The organism is Parvibaculum indicum (genome assembly GCF_011762095.1).
Lineage (GTDB): Bacteria > Pseudomonadota > Alphaproteobacteria > Parvibaculales > Parvibaculaceae > Parvibaculum > Parvibaculum indicum.
Map to the genome: position 1 here is coordinate 38,364 of NZ_JAASQO010000020.1, position 19,682 is coordinate 58,045.

Here is a 19,682-nt window from a genome sequence, read left to right on the forward strand (position 1 = left end):
CCGATGACTCAGAGATATTCTTTCGGAATATAGCCGAAGCGCTCCATCTGTTCACGATGGTCGGAAATAATGCGGCGGACCTGATCTTCCGTCAGCTTTTCACGCCATTGCTCCGCTTTGCCTTCACGGAAGAAGCTTTGGGCTTTATCGGGCTTTTCTCGAAACCCGCCTTTTTCTTCCTGTGCCTTGAGGGCCTTGAAGGAAGAAAACCGGATTGCACGTTCGAGCCGTTCCGATGGCGGTTTCAGGCCCAGAAAACTGGCAACCTGCTTGAAGTGTTTGCGCGGCTTGGCGAGCAGATCTTCATACCGTACGACGAGAAGTTGCGGGTTGGGTTGCTGCGTCCAACTCTGCACATGAAGCGACCAGGAAGACAGATATTCAAAGACGTGCTTTTCATTGCCGCCCGTCGTCATCTCTTTGTCGTCGAGCATCTCGATCGCTTCTTCGATCGAGATCGCATAGTGGTTGGTAAGGGACAACACCACATCGAGCGGATTCCGCAGGATGTAAATTCCACCCGCCGTCACTTCCATATTGTGGATTGGCCGGCCGAAGGACTCTCCGAGAAAGTTGTGCGTTTTCACAAAAACAGAGTCGGGGAACGCTGTTGTGAAGTCCTGGTGAACGATGGGTCGAACGTCCGCTAGTTCTTCCGGCGTCAACTCGTCGACGGCTTTGCCCGCTCGAGGCGCATACCACTGCGCGTCGGACTCTCCGAGGCAGAAATCCGACATGCTGTTGATGTCGACGGGAGTGGCTCCGCCACGCAACAGATTGTGCAGGAAGCTCCGCATCCAGGTGTTACCGGATTTCGGATAGGACGCGAGCCAGATCAACGCACCCATCGGTGATGTTCCTTGGCTGACAACGGCGTTGTGCCTGTTTGCCACCGACAGACACGAAGCCCGAATTCAAAAAAAGAGAGCGGGCCGAAACCCGCTCTCCGTAATTCTCGATGTCTCGTTCGGATTAGAACGAAACGGCAAGCACCAGACCGCCCGACGTGGAGTCGTAGGTCGGCGCACCAGCAGCAGACTTGTCGCTGGTGAACTGGACGTCGAGACCGAGGTCCACACCGGAGCCGAGCGAGTAGCCGCCACCGACCTGCCAGGCCTGAGTTTCGGCACCATTGCTGCCGAACGCCGAGGTAGCGGAAGAGTCGTCCTGGCTTTCGATGTAAGCAACACCGACAGTCCACGGACCCGTGCCGTAGGACACACCGACCGTCCAGGTCTGGATTTCCGAACCCGCGTCGGACAGCGAAGCGGACGGCGTGAAGGCACCGTAGTTGGTCGGGCCGGCAATGTCCTCGTTCTGATACCAGGCACCACCGAGCGTGAAGCCCATGTAGCCGAGGCTCGCGCCGAAGCCGTATTCCTTCGGATCGGCATTCGTGGCGTTGCCGTCACCATCGACGTAGAAACCGTCGACGCCGACATCCAGACCGCCAATCGTGCCGGCATAGTTGGCGGCAATTTCGAACACGTCGGTGACCGGACCAACGCCGGCGCCACCGGTCAGCGCCGGCAGCACACCCCGGCCGCTGGCACGCGGGCCAGTGGTGCTCTGCGTCACGTCGGGCGTGTAGGACGCACCGAGCTGGAAGCCAGCGAAACGCGGCGTGAAGTAGGTGACCTTGTTCGCATCCGTCGCCATCAGCGAGAAGGTCGACAGACGGGTCGAAGCAGAACCGCCAGTGCTCGTCACACCATTGTAGATGTTCGGGCTGTCGACACCGTTACCCGGCACGAACCACGGAGAGGTGTAGTGCATCTTGTAGGCCGCACCGTCCACGCCACCGATTTCGAAACGACCGAAGCCGCCTTCGAGATAGGCGAAGAGCTGACGGAACGTCACGCCGGACGGAGAAGCAACATTGTGGATCGTATTCCAGTCGCTGCCGAGCATCAGCTTGGCGTCGACGCCGGCGGTCATGCCGTTGTCCAGCGTACCTTCGGCGATGATGTCGATGTTACGGGCGACGAGCGCGACTTTGGTGTCCTGGTATCCCGTGCCGCCGACGGCGTCATCGGCATCGACAACATAGAAGCCGGTCACGACGGAACCGCTGACCGAAACGGAAAGCGGGTCGCCGGCGAGAGCCGGACCGGCCACCAGGCCGGCAGAGACGAGAGCGGTCGTCCCCAGAAGAATCTTTTTCATGTGTTCCTCGCAGTAGCAGCTAGTGCTGGTCCATTTACGAACCGCCGGGGTTGTCTGAGGCGTGCGGGATAAGGAGTTTCCCCCCAACGCTTGCCCAGGCCGCCCGACCGGATCGCAACATTCGCCGGGCCGACAAGGTGCCCCCCGAGCGCGTATGCTGATTAATCCGTCGATAACCCTCAGGGTCAAGCGCACCGGCCCCTTATGACGATGGAATGTCGATAGATGTTGCCGAAACAGCACAAGCGGCCTCGAGGTGGTTAACGAACCGTTAACGAAGAAGGGCCGTCGCCATGCCCAAACCGCTTGTGCCACAAGGATGTTTTGCGTCGGACGCGCATTTTTCAGCGCGAATCAGTCGCGCCGTTCGCAGCGTCGACCGTCAAGAAAGCGTCATGGCATGTGGTTATTGCGCAACATGTAGGCGGTCTGCCCAGGCAGTCTGCCTCAAATCTCGGCACATGCGCGCTGCATGAGGAGAAGAGAAAACCGGAAGCTCCGTCGCGCATCGAAAAACAGTCCCGGCTGTGGCGCGCGCGTAACGCATCCCGCGGCGCCTCGCACCGCGTCATTTCGCAAACTTAAGCTGCTGCGCGATTGCGGAGAACCGCCATGTCTCGCTATAAAGGCCCGCCCGCAACGGCGAACAGGGCGCTTGCGGGCGCAAGGAACGGGTCCGAGGCCGAAGGCGGCGGACATATAATCACGGCACCGGCCGCACCGACGGCCCGGGGGGCGCAAACAAGAGGCTTGCCGGAACTCATGACCAAGACCGTTGAACGACGCGCGATGCGTAGAAATTCCGCAACGGGCGGAAAACTGCGCCATGTCATCCGCTTTGCAATGGCCGCGGCCTTGCTGCTCACTGTCTCGACCGGCCTGACCGCATGCGGCGTTTTCAGCGGCGGCGAGCGGCAATATCCGGACACCGCGGGCCGCTCCGGGCCCAGCAATCCTGCGCCGGAAGCCGGCGATCGCGAGACGATTTTCGGCGAGGGCGGCCTCAACATCTTCGGCGGCGGCGGAAGCGGCAACGATACCGGCGGCGGCATCGGCGTGAACTCCTATCTCTGGCGCGCCTCGCTCGACACGTTGAGCTTCATGCCGCTGGCCTCTGCCGACCCCTTTGGCGGCGTCATCATCACCGACTGGTACCAGGATCCCAAGGCCCAGGGCGAACGCTTCAAGGTCACCACCTATATTCTCGACAAGCGCCTGCGCGCCGACGGCGTGAAAGTAGCCGTCTTCCGTCAGAAAAAGGACGAGGACGGTGGCTGGGTCGATACGCCCGTCGATCAGGCGACGGCCACCCAAATCGAAAACGCCATTCTGGTCCGCGCCCGCGAACTGCGGATGCGTTCGGTGGAAAACCAGAACAACTGATCCTTTTCCCGCACCGCGCGGCAAGCTATACCTTCCCCGCCCGCCCGGTTCCGCCGGGCGGGCGGTCCGCTTTCTGAGCCCCTTTTCCCCAAAATCCGACCAGCAATCGATTTCCGTCAATGTCCAGCCGCTACAATCCCCGCACCAGCGAACCCAAATGGCAGAAGGCCTGGGCCGAAAAGGCCGCCTTCCGCACCGAAGCCGATAGCGCGGACAAGCCGAAATACTATGTGCTGGAGATGTTCCCCTACCCGTCGGGGCGCATCCATATGGGGCATGTCCGCAACTACACCATGGGCGATGTGATCGCCCGCTATCGCCGGGCCCGCGGCTTCAACGTCCTGCACCCCATGGGCTGGGACGCCTTCGGCATGCCGGCCGAAAACGCCGCCATCGAAAAGGGCGTCCATCCCAAGGAATGGACCTACGCCAATATCGCGGCCATGCGCGAACAGCTGAAGGCGATCGGCCTCGCCATCGACTGGGAGCGCGAGTTCGCGACCTGCGACCCCGAATATTACGGCCGCCAGCAGGCGCTCTTCCTCGACCTGCTCGACGCGGGCCTCGTGACCCGCAAGAAGAGTACGGTGAACTGGGACCCGGTCGACAATACCGTGCTGGCCAACGAGCAGGTGATCGACGGACGCGGCTGGCGTTCCGGCGCGCCTGTCGAACGCCGCGAGCTCGTGCAATGGTTCCTGACCATCACCGATTTTGCCGAAGACCTGCTCGCGGGGCTGGAAACGCTCGATCGCTGGCCCGAAAAAGTCCGGCTGATGCAGAAGAACTGGATCGGCAAATCGGAAGGCGCCCGCGTCTTCTTCCCCATCGAGGGCCTTGCGGACGCGCCGGACGAAGCGCTCGAAATCTTCACCACGCGGCCCGACACGCTTTACGGCGCTTCCTTCTGCGCCGTTTCCCCGCATCACCCGCTGGCGCAGAAACTCGCCGCGGACAATGAAGAGCTGCAAGCCTTCATCCGCGAATGCGACCGGCTGGGCACCTCGGAAGAAGCCATCGAGACGGCCGAGAAGATGGGCTTCGATACCGGGCTCACCGCGCGCCATCCCTTCATCGAGGGACGCACGCTTCCCGTCTATGTCGCCAATTTCGTGCTGATGGAATATGGCACGGGCGCCATCTTCGCCTGCCCCGCGCATGACCAGCGCGACCTCGATTTCGCCCGCAAATACGGCCTGCCGGTCATTCCCGTGGTCGCGCCGAAGGACAAGACCGGCGCCGAGCTGGAAAGCTGGCTTGCCGATTTCGCCGCCAAGGCGGACGAGGCCTTCACCGGCGACGGCGTGGCCGTCAATTCCGACTTCCTGAACGGCCTCGATGTCGCCGCCGCCAAGCACGCGGCCATTGAAAAGCTCGAAGGCCTGAAAATCGGCGAAGGCACGGTGAACTACCGCCTGCGCGACTGGGGCGTCTCCCGCCAGCGCTATTGGGGCTGCCCCATTCCCGTCATCCACTGCGACGAGTGCGGCACCCTGCCCGTCCCGAAGGACCGATTGCCGGTAACGCTGCCCGACGACGTCACCTTCGACGTGCCGGGCAACCCGCTCGACCGTCATCCGACCTGGAAGCATGTCGATTGCCCCGCCTGCGGCAAGCCCGCGCGCCGCGAGACGGACACCTTCGACACCTTCGTCGACAGCTCCTGGTATTTCGCCCGCTTCACCTCTCCGCATGCGGACGGCCCGGTGGACAAGGCCGCGGCGGAACACTGGCTGCCGGTGGACCAGTATATCGGCGGCATCGAGCACGCGATCCTGCATCTTCTCTATTCGCGCTTCTTCACCCGCGCCATGCAGAAGGCCGGACATCTCGACCTTGCCGAGCCCTTCGCCGGCCTCTTCACGCAAGGCATGGTGAACCACGAGACCTATCGCGACGCCGACGGCAAATGGGTCGCGCCCTCCGAGGTCGTCCTCGACAATGTCGACGGCAAGCGGATCGCGAAACACGCCGAAACCGGCGCGCCGGTCTCGATCGGCTCGGTCGAGAAAATGTCGAAGTCGAAGAAGAATACCGTCGACCCCACCGACATCATCGACCAGTACGGCGCCGATACCGCGCGCTGGTTCATGCTGTCCGACAGCCCGCCCGAGCGCGACGTCCAGTGGACGGATGCCGGCGCGGAGGGCGCATGGCGCTTCACCCAGCGCTTCTGGCGCCTGGCCTCGGAAGGCGTCGACGAGCTGTGCCCGGCCGGCAGCCCCATGCCGGACCTCGACGACGAGGCCCTGGCGCTGCACCGCGCGGCCCATCAGGCGCTCGCCTCGATCACTGAGGATATCGAGCATCTGCGCTTCAACCGCGCGGTCGCCCGCATCTACGAACTCGCCAATGCGATTTCGGGCTTCAAGGCGCAGAACGATGCCGGGAAATGGGCAAGGCGCGAAGCGCTGGAGTTCATGGTGCTCTGCACCGCGCCCATGATGCCGCATCTCGCCGAGGAGTGCTGGTCGGCGCTCGGCCACGACGGGCTGATCGTGGAAACGCCCTGGCCGGTTGCCGATCCGGCATTGCTGGTAGATGATCGCGTAACGGTGGCGGTACAGGTGAACGGCAAGCGGCGCGACGAGCTGACCGTGGCACGCGATGCCGCAAAGGAAGACGTGGAGCGCGCCGCGCTCGCACTTGAGAAAGTGGAAAGGGCGATCGATGGAAAGACGGTGCGGAAAGTCATCGTGGTACCGGGCAAGATCGTCAATATCGTCGCCAACTGAATTGCCGGCGCGCAAGCGCGGATTGACAAGGGCGATGCCGTTTCTGGTGCTGCTGCTTCTCGGCCTGGCCCCCGGGCTTGCCGCCTGTGGCTTCAGCCCGCTTTACGCCACGCGCGACGGCGATTTGGGCGCAAGCCTCGCCAATGTAGCGGTCGAAGCGCCCGATACCCGGCTCGGCCGCGATCTGAAATACACGCTGATCGACAATCTGCGCGCCGCCGGTACGCCCGCCGCCACACCCGAATATGTGGTGAAGCTCTCGCCGCGCACCTATGAGGAAGACGTGGCGATCCAGCAGGATGCCTCGGTCACGCGCAAGAACATCGTGCTCCTGGTGAGTTTCACGCTGGCCCGGCTGGACGAGGACAAGCCGCTCTATCGCTCCATCGCCCGCTCGCGGACCTCCTATAACCGCGTGGATTCCGAATTCGCCAATATCGTCGCATCGGAAGACGGCCTGCAGCGCAGCACCGAAATGGTGGCCGAAGACATCAAGCTGCAGCTCGGCATCTATTTCGACGGCCACAAGACGGCGAAACGGGAAACGGCGGAATAGGACGGGATCCTTGAAGATCAGACCGGCAGAAGCAGACCGTTTTGCCGCCGGGCCGGGCGAGGCAATCCGGGCCGTTCTGATCTACGGACCGGATAGCGGATTGATCCGTGAGCGGACGAAGAAGCTCACCGCCTCCGTGGTGGAAGACCTCTCCGACCCTTTCCGCCTCTGCGATCTGACCGACCAGGATCTCCGGCAGGATCCGGCCCGCCTGTCCGACGAGGCCGCCGCGATCTCGATGCTGGGCGGCCGGCGCGTCATCCGGGTGCGCGGCGCCGGCGACAGCCTGACCAAGACGGTCGAGAGTTTTCTGTCCCATCCCGCGGGCGATGCGCTCGTGCTTGTCGAAGCCGGCGAACTGGGACCGCGATCAAGCCTGCGGAAACTTTTCGAAGCGGCGGAAAACGCCGCCGCCCTGCCCTGTTACGCCGACGATGCGCGCGCGCTCGAAACCTTCATCCGGGATACGCTTTCGCGCGAGGGGCTGCGGCCGGAACCCGCCGCCCTCGACTATCTGATGAGCCATCTGGGGGCGGACCGGGGCATCACGCGCAACGAACTGGAGAAACTCGTCCTCTATATGAGCGGCGGATCCGACGTGACGCTGGAAGAAGCGCGCGCCTGTATCGGCGACAACGCCGCTTCGAGCCTCGACGATCTGGTCGACGCCGCGACTTCGGGCGATATCGGCGCACTGGACACGGCGCTGGCGCGCGCCCGTGCGGCGGATGTCAATTCGGTTGCCATATTGAACGCCCTCACTCGCCACCTGCAGCAGCTTCACCTGGCGCTGGCGCGGGTGGAAAAAGGCGGCGACCGGTCCGCGGCGCTCAAATCCATGCGCCCGCCGGTCCATTTCAGCCGTCAGGGAACCGTTCAGCGCCAGCTTCAGCTCTGGTCGCGCAAACGGCTCGACCGCGCCCTGGAACTGGCGCTGGATGCGGAAAATCTGTGCAAGACGACCGGCCAACCCGACGTTTCGGTCTGCGGCCAGACCCTGCTGCGCATCGCACAGGGCGCCCGCGCGGGCAGGCGCTGACCGGCAAAAGACCGGCGCGGCGCCCTCTCAACCCATGGGCTGGGGCTTGTGCCCGGCCAGCCGCCGGCAAACCTCGTCGAGCTGCTCCAGCGTCTTGTAGGAAATCTTCACGTCGCCGCCCTTGTCGCCCTTGTGAATGATCTCCACCGCCAGTCCGAGATGTTCGGAGACGCTGCGCTCGAGCGCCGCCGTATCGGCGTCCTTCTGCACTCGGGCCGACGAGCCGGACGACTTGCCGCTTTTCGCGGTATCCGGCTTGCGCGTCAGGTTTTCCGCCTCGCGCACGCTCAGCCCCTTGCTCACGATTTCCTGCGCAAGTCTCGGCGCATCCGCCTGGCCGATCAGCGTGCGGGCATGCCCGGCGGTGAGCTTGCCTTCCTCCACCAGCCCGAGAACGGGCTTGGGCAGCGAAAGAAGGCGCAGCGTATTGGCGACATGGCTGCGGCTCTTGCCGATCAGCTTGGACAGCGTGTCCTGCGTATAGTCGAACTCCGCCATCAGCCGCTCATAGCCCGCCGCTTCTTCCACCGCGTTGAGGTCGGCGCGCTGCACGTTCTCGATGATCGCGATTTCGAGGGACTCGGCATCCGTCAGTTCCTTGACGATGACCGGCACCTGATGAAGCTGCGCGCGCTGCGCGGCACGCCAGCGGCGTTCGCCCGCCACGATCTCGAAGGCGTCGGATTGCCCGGACAGCGTCCGCACCACGATGGGCTGCAATATGCCCTTCTCGCGGATCGAGTTCGAAAGATCGGCCAGATCTTCCTCGCGGAAACGATGACGCGGCTGATACGGGTTGGCGCGCAGCGCGGTGATCGGCACTTCGCGAATGCCGGTCGGCTTCGGCGCCTCGGCATCGCCCAGCGCATAAGCGGTATCGTCGCCGATCAGGGCGGCCAGACCGCGTCCAAGCCTGCTCGGTGCTTCTTCAGCCATCTCGTCTTCCCTCTCCAATGCCGCCGCGAGTCTTCCTTGCGCGGGGCCCGATGCCATATGCGGTATGGCCGGAACGATTGACCATAAACCGCGGAATATCGCGCCGGATTATGGTCCGAAAACATGCATCACTACCCGGTATGACCGGATTCGAAAGCCGGATCAGAGACTTGTAGTGTTTTGTTAAGAGTCTTCAGATCCGACTTTAAAATTCCTCGCGGACCTGTTGTCCGCACACGGAGATTCGGCTATGCCGCCGCATTCTTCCGCAAAATTCGCTCACGCTGGATCATCTCCGCGGCAAGCTTCATATAGGCCTTGCTGCCCGCGCAGCGATGGTCGTACACCAGCGCCGGCTTGCCATAGGAAGGCGCTTCGGAAATCCGGACATTGCGCGGAATCACCGTGCGGTAGACCTTCTCGCCGAGATAGCTGCGGACATCCGCCTGCACCTGCTCCGACAGCTTGTTGCGCTGGTCGAACATGGTCAGGATGACGCCCTGGATTTCGAGCCGGGGATTGAGGCTGGTCTTCACCCGCTCCACCGTCCGCAACAACTGGCTGAGCCCTTCCAGCGCGAAGAACTCGCATTGCAGCGGCACCAGCACCGCGTCGGCCGCGACCATTGCGTTGATGGTGAGCAGGTTCAGCGAGGGCGGGCAATCCACCAATATATAAGAGTAGGGACGCGACGTGCTTTTCATCTCCGCGTCGCTTCCCTCGCGCACCTTTCCGTGGCGCGGCATGCGCAGCAAGGCGTCGCGCAACCGGTGCGAACGGCGCTGCACGGTCGCCAGTTCGAGTTCGGCACCCAGCAGGTCCATGGTCGAGGGAATGATGTCGAGCCCCGGCACCTTGGTCGGCACGATGGAATCTTCCGCAAGCGCCGAGCCGATCAGCAGCTCGTAGGAGGAAACCTTGCGCTCGCCGCGCCCGATACCGAGCCCGGTACTCGCATTGCCCTGCGGATCGAGATCGACTACCAGCACCCGCTCGCCGACCGCGGCGAGCGCGGTCCCGAGATTGATGGCCGTCGTGGTCTTCCCTACGCCGCCCTTCTGATTGGCGATCACCAGCACCCGGGGACGGTCCGTGGACGGAACAACCGCGCGGTCCGACCCGGTATGGCTCATCAGCGTCGGCGCATCTTCATGGGCCACAGGCTTGTCGTCATCGCCTGACTGCTCGGACGGCATATTGTGGGTGGAGCTGTCCGCAGACGGAATATCTTCCATCCGATCTTCATCGATCTGCACCATGGAGGCCTCTTAGCTGCAGCACCGAGCCGCTGGGGTCCGACAGGCTGGGTATGACGGTTTTTTCAAATATCCAACCTTTACGCGCCGAGGTCAATTCGTCTTCGAGGCCCTGCCCCTTCAAAAACAGCCCCATCGTCTCCGGCCCGAAAAGCAGGTGCGCCCACTCTATAATACGGTCCAGCGGCGCCAGCGCCCTGGCCGACACAACCTCGGGGGTCAGCTCGGTCTCCCGGGCAAAGGCTTCTATCCGCTGCGTATGGACTTCCGCTGGTGCGCCGGTCGCCCGGATGACCTCGCGCATGAAAATGCCTTTGCGCTGGTCGCTTTCCACCAGATGCATCTCGAATCCCGGGCGGTCCCGCAGAAGAATGGCCACCACCAGCCCCGGAAACCCGCCCCCGCTGCCCAGATCGACCCAGCAACGCGCGGTTTCCGGTGCGAGATCGGCAAGCTGGGCGGAATCCAGCATATGCCGCTGCCAAAGGCTATCCAGCGTGGATTTGGCCACCAGATTGATGGAGCGCTGCCACTTGATCAGCAAGGACTCGTATTGCGCGAGTCGCTCCATTGTTTCACGTGAAACATGGGTCGTGGCCGAAAAGGATTCCGCATCAACGACTTGTACCAGATTTTGGGGCATACCCGATCATACCCCTCAAGCGCTGCGCGATTGTGTGTTTTGTTTCACGTGAATCATCACACTGGTCAGCGCCGCGGGCGTCATGCCGTCGATCCGGGCCGCCTGCCCCAGCGTGGCGGGACGCGCGGAGGCCAGCTTGACCTTGGCCTCATTGGACAGGCCATGAATGGCATCATAGTCGAGGTCGAGCGGAAGGCTCATGCCTTCATCCTTCCGGAAGGCGCGAATATCCGCCTCCTGCCGCTCCAAATACCCTGCATATTGTGCTTCGATCTCAACCTGCTCCGAAATATGGGATTCCAGGGAGCCTAGCTCCGACCAGACACCCATCAGCCGCGCCATGTCGATATCCGGATAGGCGAGCAGGTCGAACACGTCCCGCACCACGCCGTCCTGGTTGATCCTGAAGCCGCGCTTGTTCAGCTCATTGGGCGACAGACGAAGCGAGCGGCACAGCGTCCCCGCCTCCTCCAGCGCCACAGCCTTCTCCCGGAACCGTCGCGCCCGCGCATCGCCCACGACGCCGCAGCCGATCCCGAGCGGCGTCAGGCGCTGGTCGGCATTGTCGGCGCGAAGCGTCAGACGGTATTCGGCCCGGGAAGTGAACATCCGATAGGGTTCCGACACGCCCCGCGTGATGAGATCGTCCACCAGCACGCCCATATAGCCCTGGGCCCGGTCGAGGATCAGCGGATCGTCCCCCTTCTCCGCCAGCGCGGCATTGAGCCCGGCGATCAGCCCCTGCGCGCCCGCCTCTTCATAACCCGTCGTCCCGTTGATCTGCCCGGCCAGATAGAGCCCCGGCAGTTTCTTTGTCTCCAGCGTCGCCTGCAGCTCGCGCGGATCGATATAATCGTATTCGATGGCATAGCCCGCCCGCCGCATCGTGGCGTTCTCCAGGCCCGGAATGGTCTTCAGAAAAGCGAGCTGGACCTCTTCCGGCAGCGCGGTGGAAATCCCGTTGGGATAAACCGTGTCATCGTCGAGCCCTTCCGGCTCCAGGAAGATCTGATGGCTGTCGCGCTCGCGGAAGCGCACCACCTTGTCCTCGATGGACGGGCAATAGCGCGGCCCCACCCCCTCGATCTGCCCGGAATAGACCGGCGACTGATGCAGGTTCTCCTCGATGATCCGGTGCCCCGCCTCGGTCGTCCGCGTGATCCCGCATTCGATCTGCGGCGTCGTGATCGCGTCCGTCAGAAAAGAAAAGGCGACCGGCGGCTCGTCTCCGGGCTGCATCTCCACCGCCCCCCAGTCGATCGTGCCGCCATCGAGGCGCGGCGGGGTTCCCGTCTTGAGGCGCCCTAGCCGGAATCCGAGCCCGTATAGCCGTTCCGAAAGCCCTAGTGCCGGCGCTTCGCCGACCCGGCCCGCGGGAATCCGCTTTTCGCCGAGATGGATCATGCCGCGCAAGAAAGTGCCCGTGGTCAGCACCACGCGCCCGGCCCCGAATTCGCGCCCGTCCTCGGTCTTCACCCCGGAGACGCGGCCATGCCTGACGAGCAGATCGTCCACCCCGCCCTCGATCACTTCGAGGTTCGGGTGGTTCAGGATCGCGTCCTGCATCGCCTCGCGGTAGAGCTTGCGATCCGCCTGCGCGCGCGGTCCGCGCACCGCCGGTCCTTTCCGCCGGTTCAGCAACCGGAACTGAATGCCCGCCGCATCGGCCACACGGCCCATCAGCCCGTCCAGCGCATCGATCTCCCGCACCAGATGGCCCTTCCCCAGCCCGCCGATTGCCGGGTTGCAGGACATCTCGCCGATTGTCGAAACCTTGTGGGTGATGAGCGCGGTTCGCGCGCCGGCCCGCGCCGCGGCCGAGGCCGCCTCGCAACCGGCATGGCCGCCGCCAATCACGATGACGTCGAAATGATGGGACATGGGCTTTCTGACAGAAATATCCGGCGGAACCGCCGCCGCTCATTGCCCGAGAGATAGACTCAAGATTGTCCGCAGGTCAATGGATGAGGCACGGAGAGCGGAAACCGCCGACTCTGTTTCACGTGAAACATCGCCTCCCGTCACTTCCCGATGCAGAAATCCCGGAAAACGATATCCAGCAGATCCTCGACATCGACCCGACCGGTGATCCGGCCCAGCGCCCGGGCGGCGAGCCGCAAATCCTCGGTGATCAACTCGGTCTCCCGGCCCGCCCTCAGGCCCTCCCCGACCCGCTCCAGCGAGGCCAGGCATTCCTCCAGCCCCTCACGGTGCCGGGCGCGCGTGACAACCGGATTCTCACTCAGCGAAGCGAGCTCAGACACAATCTCGCTCAGCTTCTGTTCTACCTCGCCCAAACCTTCCCCATTCATGACCGAAACCATGATCGCATCGACATTGTCGGGCGCTCCCAGATCGACCTTGTTGAGGAGTTTCAGGTCCCCCTCCCGCGCCAATGCGAAGCTGCCGGTGAGCCCCCCTTTCCCGTCGCAGGCTTCCACCACGATCCGAAGATCCGCCGCCTCGGCCCGCGCCAGCGCCCTGCGGACCCCTTCGGCCTCGATTTCTCCGGCCGCCTCGCGCAGCCCCGCCGTGTCGGCCAGCGTCACCGGCACCCCCCCGAGATCGAAACGCACCTCGACCACATCGCGCGTCGTCCCCGCCTCAGCCGAAACGATCGCCGCTTCCCGCCGTGCCAACCGGTTCAAAAGGCTCGATTTGCCCGCATTCGGCGGCCCCATGATCGCGACCTCCACCCCCTCGCGCAGGCGCTCGCCGCGATGACCGTCCTTCAAATGAATCGCAATATCGGCGCGTAACGCCTCGACCTCGGGCCCCAGCGATTTCAGCAGATCGCCGGGCACTTCCTCGTCCGGGAAATCGATTTCCGCCTCGGCATAGGCCAGAAGCCGCATCAGCCGCGCCCGCCAGTCTTCATAAAGACGGCCCAGCGCACCTTCCATCTGCCTCAGCGCCTGGCGCCGCTGCGCTTCCGTTTCCGCGTCGATGAGGTCGGCGAGCCCTTCCACCTCGGTCAGGTCGAGCTTGCCGTTCTCGAAGGCCCGCCGGGTGAACTCCCCCGGCAGCGCGGCGCGCAATCCGGGGATTCCGGCCAGCGCCTCCAGAACCGAGGCGACCACCGCCCGCCCGCCATGGACATGCAGCTCGGCCACATCCTCGCCGGTGAAACTTTCAGGCCCTGAGAAAAAGAGCACCAGCGCCCTGTCCAGCGGCGCGCCGTCATCGGGACGCCGCAACCGCCGAAGCTCCGCCTTGCGCGCGTCCCCCGGCGCCCGTCCCGTCAGCGCCTGCAGCGTCCCGCCCGCTTCGGGTCCGGACAAACGAATGACCGCAACGCCGGCCCGTCCGGCCGCGCTCGAAAGAGCATAGATCGTGTCCAAGAAATCCGGTCTCCGTCAGAAGGCGAAAATCACTCGCCCTTCTGGTCCTTGTCGTTGTTCGTCTTGTCTTTGGCGTTCTTGCCACCGGACCCCATCGCGCTGCGCGCCATGCCCCAGAGCAGTTCCTGAAACTGCTCCATGGACTGCGCACCCATCGGCATGATGCCTTTCATGATCTGCTCGGGATCGACATAGGTCATATTGCTGGCGAGCTGCTTTTCGAGCTGCGCAAGCAGCCTTTCCTGCATCGGCTGCAAATCCGGCAGCCCCATCAGCGTTCTCGCTTCCTCGGGCGTCATATCGAGGTCGATCTTTACTTTCATGGCTCATCCATCCATCGACGCGGGCGCGGCGAACCCTTACATGCGGGGTACCGTCTTTCGTCGAGTGAACAATCAGGAACGCCCTATGTCACGCAATTTTCTCGCAGAGGAAACGAGCCCCTATCTCCTGCAGCACAAGGACAATCCCGTTCACTGGCGTCCCTGGGGAGAGGACGCGCTCGCCGCCGCGCGCGACGAGGGCAAGCCGATCCTCCTCTCGGTCGGCTACGCGGCCTGCCATTGGTGCCATGTCATGGCGCATGAGAGTTTCGAGGACGAGGACGTGGCCGCTGTGATGAACCGGCTTTTCGTCCCCATCAAGGTCGACCGCGAGGAACGGCCCGACATCGACACTATCTATATGAGTGCGCTCCACATGCTCGGCGAACAGGGCGGCTGGCCGCTTACCATGTTCCTGACGCCGGATGGCGAACCTTTCTGGGGCGGCACCTATTTCCCGAAGGAACCGAAATACGGACGTCCGGGCTTCATCCAGGTGATGGAAGAGGTCGCCCGCCTCTTTCGCGAGGAGCCCGGCAAGATCGAACAGAACCGCGCCGCGCTAGCAAAGTCTCTCGCCGCCCAATCGGCCGACGCAAGACCCGGCGCGCCGACCGCAAAAGTGCCGGACATCGTCGCCGGCAAATTCGCCGAGCTGATGGACCCGGAAGAAGGCGGCCTCAAGGGCGCACCCAAATTCCCTCAGGTCGGGATCTTCTCCCTCCTCTGGCGAGCCCATCTGCGCGGCACCCCTGCCCCTGACGGCCACTCTTTCGAGACCGCAACAACCCGCGTCCTCGATCACATGGCCGAAGGCGGCATCTACGACCATCTGGGCGGCGGCTTCGCCCGCTATGCGGTGGATGAGCGCTGGCTCGTCCCGCATTTCGAAAAGATGCTCTACGACAACGCCCAGCTCATCGACCTCTATGCGAGCGCCTGGCAGGAAACGGGAAAGCCGCTCTACGCCCGCCGCGTCCGCGAAACGGTGGAATGGCTCAAGCGGGAAATGCGCCTCCCCGACGGCGCTTTCGCCGCGTCCCTCGATGCCGACAGCGAGGGGGAGGAAGGCAAGTTCTATGTCTGGAGCGAAACCGAAATCGACGAGGTCCTGGGCGACGATGCCCCCCTCTTCAAGCAGGCCTATGACGTAGCCGCCGGCGGCAATTGGGAAGGCACCAATATCCTGAACCGCCTCCACCATGCCGATACCGGCGTCACGGAGGAGGAAGAAACCGCCCTCTCCCCCCCGAAGCAAAAACTCCTCGCCCGCCGCGCCACCCGTATCCGCCCCGGTTTCGACGACAAGGTACTGGCCGACTGGAACGGGCTGATGATCGCCGCGCTGGCCCGCACCGGCCTTGCCTTCGACGAGCCCGAATGGATCGCGTTGGCCGCGGACGCCTTCCGCTTCGCCGAGGAAAACATGACCCGCGACGGCCGGATCCATCACGCCTGGCGCGACGGCAAGCTGCAGCATCTCGCTATGGCAAGCGACCTCGCCTTCATGGCCGATGCGGCGCTGGCGCTTCACGAGGCGACATTCGACCCCCGCTACCTCGAAGCCGCGCAAACCTTCATTCGGCAACTGGATTCCCATTATGCGGATACCGCGAATGGCGGATATTTCTTCACCGCCGACGACGCCCCGGGTCTCATCGTCCGTACACGGACCGTCTATGACGACGCCACGCCCTCGGCGAACGGCATTCTGCCGGGCGTACTCACCCGCCTCGCTTTTCTCACGGGCGACAATGCGTATCTCGAAAAGGCGGACGGCCTCATCCGCGCCTTTGCGGGCGAGCTTCAGCGCAACATCTTTCCGATGGGCAGCTATATCGCGAGTTTCGAGACCCGCCTTCACCCCATCCAGATCGTACTGGCGGGCGAGGCCGACGGGATCGAACCCCTGCGCCGCGCCGTCTACGCCCTTGCCCTGCCCAACCGCATCGTCACCCATCTGCCGCCGGACGCCAGCTTGCCGCAGAGTCATCCTGCCTCCGGCAAGGGAATGGTCGGCGGCAAACCCACGGCCTATGTCTGCGTCGGCGAAACCTGCTCATTACCGGTGACGAACCCCGACGCTCTGATCGACAACCTGCGCAGCACTCGCCAATCGGGCCTCGATTCAACGAACGCAGAGAGCTAGAGTCCCGCGCAGGAAACCCCACCTCCCTATCCAGGCAATCCAAGGAGATCAGCAAGTGAGCGGCGAAACCATCGAGATCAAGACAGATGACGGCTCATTCAGCGGCTATCTCGCCAAGCCCGCCTCCGGCACCGGCCCGGGCATCGTCGTCCTTCAGGAAATCTTCGGCGTCAATCAGGTGATGCGCGACATTTGCGACTGGCTCGCCTCGGAAGGCTATGTCGCCCTCTCGCCGGATCTCTTCTGGCGCATCGAACCGGGCGTCGACATCACCGACAAGACAGATGCGGAATGGCAGAAGGCCTTCGATCTGATGGGCAAGTTCGATCCGGACCAGGGCACCAGGGACATTCAGGCGACGATCGACACGCTGCGCCCGATGACCGGCGGCAAGGTCGGCGCGGTGGGCTACTGCCTTGGCGGCCTGCTTGCCTATCTCACCGCCTGCCATACGACGAGCGATGCCTCGGTCGGTTATTACGGCGTCAACATCGCCAACCGTCTGGACGAGGCCAAGGGCATCAGGGCCCCGCTCATGCTGCATGTCGCCGGCAAGGACGAATTCGTGCCGCCGGAAGCGCAGGAAGCGATGGTCGAAGGATTGCGCGACAATGCGCTGGTGACGATCCACCGCTATCCGGACAACGACCACGCCTTCGCGCGTGTGGGCGGCGCGCATTACGACAAGAAGAATGCCGACGAGGCGAACAGCCGGACGCTCGACTTCTTCCGCCGTCATCTCGGCTAAACCGATAGGAAGGCGGCGATGGTCCCGATCGATCTTTATCTCGGCTTCATCGCCGCCACATTCATTCTCTGCATCATCCCCGGACCGGTGGTGACATGGCTTGTCGCGACCGGCATCCGCTTCGGCCCGCGCGCCTCTCTCACCGGACTGGCAGGCACCACCGGCGCGCTCTCGCTTCATATGGTGCTGACCGTGCTGGGCCTTGCGCCTCTCCTGGCCGCGCTGGGGCCCTGGACGGTAGCTCTGAAGCTCGTCGGCGCGGCCTATCTCATCTGGCTCGGGATCCAGAGCTGGCGCGCACCCTATGATCCGATGGATGAAGACACAGAACCGTCATCGCGACCGACGATCGACCTGCTGCTGCGTCGCGGTTTCCTCATCTCCGTCACCAATCCCAAGACGCTCGCTTTCTACGCCGCCTTCTTTCCGCAATTCGTGAGTCCGGCAGCACCCGCCACGCCGCAGCTCATCATTCTCGCCGTGACATTCATCGCCGTCAGCACCATCTCGGATGGAGCCTATGCCGTCGGCGCCGGCGCACTCGCCCCCTGGCTGAAATCGCGCCGCGCCCAGACGATCCGCAACAAGGTTTCAGGCGCCGTGCTTGCGCTCGCAGGCCTCGGCCTCGCGTTCAGCCGCCGCTGACGCCTCTATGACAACTGGATTCCCGAACTCGCACCAACAGGAACGGTCCCATGAAAATCAAAGCCATCCGCATCGAAAAACAGGGCGGCCCGGAGGTTATGACCCTAGAAGAGATCGACTTGCCCGAGCCCGGCGCCGGTCAGATCACCATCCGCCATGGCGCCATCGGCCTCAACTATATCGACACCTATCACCGCTCCGGCCTCTACCCGCTGAAACTTCCCTCCGGTATCGGGCTCGAGGCGGCCGGCACGGTGGAGGCGGTTGGCCCCGGTGTCGATAACATCCAGACCGGCGACCGTGTCGCCTATGGCATGGGCCCCGTCGGCGCCTATGCGGAGGCTGCCAATGTACCGGCCATGACAGTGGTGAAGCTCACCGACAACATTGCCGACGAAGCCGGCGCCGCCATGATGCTGAAGGGCATCACCGCGCATTACCTGCTTCATTCCACCTATCCGGTGCAGCGAGGCGACACGATCCTGTTCCATGCCGCGGCGGGCGGCGTCGGTCTCATCGTCGGCCAATGGGCAAAACATCTGGGCGCGACGGTCATCGGCACGGTCGGCTCGGAAGCAAAGGCCGAGCTTGCCCGCGCTCATTGCTATGATCACGTCATCAACTATTCCGAAGAAAACGTCGCCGAGCGCGTGAAGGAGATCACCGCCGGCAAGATGCTGCCCGTCGTCTATGACGGCGTTGGCAAAGACACTTTCGAAACCTCGCTGGACTGCCTTGCCCCGCGCGGCCTGCTCGCTTCGTTCGGCAATGCATCCGGCCCGGTGGAGAATTTCGACCTCGGTCTTTTGAACGCCAAGGGCTCGCTCTTTGTCACGCGGCCTTCCATGATGCACTACCTGCTCACGCCCGAAGAAATCGCCTGGCGCACGGGCGATCTCGTCGACATCGTGTCGAAGGGTATCGTGAAGATCGAGGTAAATCAGAAATACGATCTTGCCGACGCCGTGCAGGCCCACAGGGATCTGGAAAGCAGAAAGACGACGGGTTCTACGGTACTCATTCCTTGAATTGTTACGAGAAACGAAACATGCGGTATCTGTCAGACTATGATCTAGATTGTCTCGAAGAGGTCTATGATGACATCCGCTGCTTGGCCAACCAGCACTTACCGCACCGCAAAAAATCTAGCTTTTCTATCCTGCATGCCCCGCCCATTCATAAAGGTATACCATGTTTAATTATCGGTGATTGCCCTGCAAAAGACGAAATGTATGACCATGAGGAATACTATTGGCCTAAAAAAAATCAGCTTGTGACTGAGAACAATATTTACTCCCTAGTAGCAACGTCTTTCTTTATACGTGCTGGCCGATACAACTCACTCGTTCACGCGCAGAGCTCAGATACCAGTTTCTTTAGAGAAGAATACGGAAGTAAACGTGTTGGAAGAAAAACACTTAACACCCTATCTTTAGAGTATTTGTTTAAACTTATAGAAATATTTGAGCCGAAAAGTATCGTAGCAGTTGGCGCAAAGGCTATGCGAAGACTTGGTTACGATGACAACCCAAGTGCAAATTTTGGTAAGCCATTCTCCGCATATGGCCGTCCTGCAGTTGGAGTAGTGCACTTCTCAACGCCATCTCAATTTCGCCAACCCGGTATCTCTAGTTCTATCAGAGGAATTCAGGAAGTCGTTCCAGAAGTCTAGTGGATTGATTGGAACGAAAGAGTCCGGTTTGGGATTCCCTTTCGAGCGGTTGCGTGCGAGTCTTGAAGGATGCGCAGTGGCATCTCCTTC

General features: G+C 62.8%; 17 protein-coding genes. 9 read left to right on the forward strand and 8 right to left on the reverse strand.

Features of this window, described 5'->3' with window-relative positions:
• Window positions 1–8: 8 nt before the first annotated feature.
• Complete coding sequence (locus FHS78_RS17925) at window positions 9–848, reverse strand: sulfotransferase domain-containing protein (protein WP_167095746.1); 840 nt, start codon at window positions 846–848, stop codon at window positions 9–11.
• Between the two features lie 124 nt (window positions 849–972).
• Window positions 973–2,166, reverse strand: a complete 1,194-nt coding sequence (locus FHS78_RS17930; protein WP_167095747.1) for a porin — start codon at window positions 2,164–2,166, stop codon at window positions 973–975.
• A 789-nt stretch (window positions 2,167–2,955) separates the two neighbouring features.
• Here FHS78_RS17930 and FHS78_RS17935 point away from each other — a divergent pair.
• The 4 genes from FHS78_RS17935 to holA all read left to right on the forward strand — a co-directional run bounded on the left by FHS78_RS17935 (window position 2,956) and on the right by holA (window position 7,879).
• On the forward strand, window positions 2,956–3,549 hold the full coding sequence (locus tag FHS78_RS17935) for a DUF3576 domain-containing protein (protein ID WP_246220584.1): 594 nt from the start codon (window positions 2,956–2,958) through the stop codon (window positions 3,547–3,549).
• A gap of 119 nt (window positions 3,550–3,668) precedes the next feature.
• A complete protein-coding gene (gene leuS / locus FHS78_RS17940) occupies window positions 3,669–6,284 on the forward strand; it encodes a leucine--tRNA ligase (protein ID WP_167095749.1) in 2,616 nt (871 codons plus the stop codon).
• 34 nt (window positions 6,285–6,318) lie between these two features.
• The gene (locus FHS78_RS17945) at window positions 6,319–6,840 is read left to right on the forward strand and encodes a hypothetical protein (RefSeq protein WP_167095750.1); all 522 of its coding nucleotides are present in this window, start codon (window positions 6,319–6,321) and stop codon (window positions 6,838–6,840) included.
• A 10-nt stretch (window positions 6,841–6,850) separates the two neighbouring features.
• Window positions 6,851–7,879 (forward strand): DNA polymerase III subunit delta, encoded by a 1,029-nt coding sequence (gene holA, locus FHS78_RS17950; RefSeq protein WP_167095751.1) that lies wholly within the window; start codon window positions 6,851–6,853, stop codon window positions 7,877–7,879.
• A 27-nt stretch (window positions 7,880–7,906) separates the two neighbouring features.
• On the opposite strand, the gene FHS78_RS17955 is transcribed toward holA, so the two are convergent.
• The 6 genes from FHS78_RS17955 to FHS78_RS17980 form a co-directional block, all read right to left on the reverse strand.
• Window positions 7,907–8,815, reverse strand: coding sequence for a ParB/RepB/Spo0J family partition protein (locus tag FHS78_RS17955; RefSeq protein WP_167095752.1), 909 nt, complete (start codon window positions 8,813–8,815; stop codon window positions 7,907–7,909).
• Between the two features lie 248 nt (window positions 8,816–9,063).
• A complete protein-coding gene (locus tag FHS78_RS17960) occupies window positions 9,064–9,948 on the reverse strand; it encodes a ParA family protein (RefSeq protein ID WP_167095766.1) in 885 nt (294 codons plus the stop codon).
• Between the two features lie 109 nt (window positions 9,949–10,057).
• Window positions 10,058–10,714, reverse strand: coding sequence for a 16S rRNA (guanine(527)-N(7))-methyltransferase RsmG (rsmG, locus tag FHS78_RS17965; RefSeq protein ID WP_167095753.1), 657 nt, complete (start codon window positions 10,712–10,714; stop codon window positions 10,058–10,060).
• Between the two features lie 15 nt (window positions 10,715–10,729).
• Entirely contained in the window at window positions 10,730–12,595 is a 1,866-nt protein-coding gene (mnmG, locus tag FHS78_RS17970) for a tRNA uridine-5-carboxymethylaminomethyl(34) synthesis enzyme MnmG (RefSeq protein WP_167095754.1), read from the reverse strand.
• A gap of 140 nt (window positions 12,596–12,735) precedes the next feature.
• Entirely contained in the window at window positions 12,736–14,055 is a 1,320-nt protein-coding gene (mnmE, locus tag FHS78_RS17975; RefSeq protein ID WP_167095755.1) for a tRNA uridine-5-carboxymethylaminomethyl(34) synthesis GTPase MnmE, read from the reverse strand.
• Between the two features lie 29 nt (window positions 14,056–14,084).
• The gene (locus FHS78_RS17980) at window positions 14,085–14,378 is read right to left on the reverse strand and encodes a DUF6489 family protein (RefSeq protein ID WP_167095756.1); all 294 of its coding nucleotides are present in this window, start codon (window positions 14,376–14,378) and stop codon (window positions 14,085–14,087) included.
• 85 nt (window positions 14,379–14,463) lie between these two features.
• On the opposite strand from FHS78_RS17980, the gene FHS78_RS17985 reads away from it, so the two are divergent.
• Genes FHS78_RS17985 through FHS78_RS18005 form a run of 5 tightly spaced genes read left to right on the forward strand, consistent with a single transcriptional unit; the run spans window position 14,464 to window position 19,592 of the window.
• On the forward strand, window positions 14,464–16,527 hold the full coding sequence (locus FHS78_RS17985; protein ID WP_167095757.1) for a thioredoxin domain-containing protein: 2,064 nt from the start codon (window positions 14,464–14,466) through the stop codon (window positions 16,525–16,527).
• Between the two features lie 55 nt (window positions 16,528–16,582).
• The gene (locus tag FHS78_RS17990) at window positions 16,583–17,275 is read left to right on the forward strand and encodes a dienelactone hydrolase family protein (RefSeq protein WP_167095758.1); all 693 of its coding nucleotides are present in this window, start codon (window positions 16,583–16,585) and stop codon (window positions 17,273–17,275) included.
• 18 nt (window positions 17,276–17,293) lie between these two features.
• The gene (locus FHS78_RS17995; RefSeq protein ID WP_167095759.1) at window positions 17,294–17,920 is read left to right on the forward strand and encodes a LysE family translocator; all 627 of its coding nucleotides are present in this window, start codon (window positions 17,294–17,296) and stop codon (window positions 17,918–17,920) included.
• Between the two features lie 50 nt (window positions 17,921–17,970).
• Window positions 17,971–18,948 (forward strand): quinone oxidoreductase family protein, encoded by a 978-nt coding sequence (locus tag FHS78_RS18000; RefSeq protein ID WP_167095760.1) that lies wholly within the window; start codon window positions 17,971–17,973, stop codon window positions 18,946–18,948.
• Window positions 18,949–18,968: 20 nt separating this feature from the next.
• Window positions 18,969–19,592 (forward strand): hypothetical protein, encoded by a 624-nt coding sequence (locus FHS78_RS18005; RefSeq protein WP_167095761.1) that lies wholly within the window; start codon window positions 18,969–18,971, stop codon window positions 19,590–19,592.
• Window positions 19,593–19,682 lie beyond the last annotated feature (90 nt).